This is a genomic window from Acinetobacter stercoris, from assembly GCF_900323515.1.
GTDB lineage: Bacteria > Pseudomonadota > Gammaproteobacteria > Pseudomonadales > Moraxellaceae > Acinetobacter > Acinetobacter stercoris.
Map to the genome: position 1 here is coordinate 1 of NZ_OOGT01000398.1, position 1270 is coordinate 1270.

The window sequence follows — 1270 nt, forward strand, 5'->3', positions numbered from 1 at the left end:
ATTTATTAGAATTAGATTAAAATATTTTATTGAACAACACCTATAAGTTTTTATTAATAAAATCTTCCTAGACTGACTTGGTGACACCCCGTCTTAGTTCATACAGCAATTAACTTCTTTTACACTTCATCTGAAATCCAAGTCTAATAAAAAACGCCCCTTTGGGGCGTTTAATTTTTAAATGTACTGTTGGAAGAAATGAATAATTTGTGGCATGTACGGACGGATAAAAATCAGGAAGAAAATTCCCAACATCAGTGCCCATTTTAAAATGTAATACAATGTTCGGTTAGATGCTTTTAAGGCTTTTGCTTTTAGGCGGATTTGATAAACATAACCAAAGGCTTTATTTAATCCCCCTGTTTGGTCACCCGCTTCGTTTGGTGAACTTGCTGCTGTCATGACATTTTTACCAAACCAATGGTTAAATTTTTCCATGATCCGACTTTTTAAAGGACGCTCAACATCAGCAAAAAAGATAATCCGATTTTGATCTGTCTTATTTTCAGCATAATGAATATAAGTTTCATCAAAAACCACACTCTGCCCATCACGCCATGAATATCTTTGACCATCGACATCGATAAAACAACGGTCATCATTTGGTGTCATCAAACCTAAATGATAGCGAAGCGAACCCGCATATGGATCACGATGACGAACCAGACGACTATCTGGAGCAAGTTCAGTAAACATTGCTGCCTTAATTGTTGGCAGTGTTTTTAACAATGCCGTTGTTTTTGGACAAAGCTCAGCAGCTGAAGGATGTGCTGAATCATACCATTTCAAATAAAAACGTTTCCATCCCGTTTTAAAAAAGGAATTAAATCCTAGGTCATCATATGTACTTGAAGCTTTAATTCCACCTTTAGCATAAAGTGCTTGAGCTTCATCTCGTATCATTTCCCAGTTTTCATCCAGCACTTTGAGATCCGCAAAATATTTGGTATCGATATAAGGCTGATTTGGTACTTTTGAAAAGATATACATCAAGAAGTTAACGGGGGCAAGAATCGTTGAATGGTCAAAAAACTGACGATAAAACGAATGACGCACTTTGCCGCGATTTTGGATATACAATGCTGAAATCACAAAAATCGCCAATATGATCCACTTAATCATACAGCTACTCACATTTGAGAAAACTTATTTATTTCGTTTTCGAGTTTGAGAGATAATTCAATAAAATTTTTAAGTGTATTAATAATAGCAAATTCATGGGAAAAGTTCAGGATTATAATCATTTTTCCTTTTTAGATAGGTTTTGTTG

1 protein-coding gene is annotated in these 1270 nt (G+C 35.0%); it reads right to left on the reverse strand.

Annotation, left to right across the window (positions count from 1 at the left end; all coding sequences use genetic code 11):
- Nucleotides 1–177: 177 nt before the first annotated feature.
- Complete coding sequence (gene lpxO, locus KPC_RS19805) at nt 178–1122, reverse strand: lipid A hydroxylase LpxO (protein ID WP_121976008.1); 945 nt, start codon at nt 1120–1122, stop codon at nt 178–180.
- Nucleotides 1123–1270 lie beyond the last annotated feature (148 nt).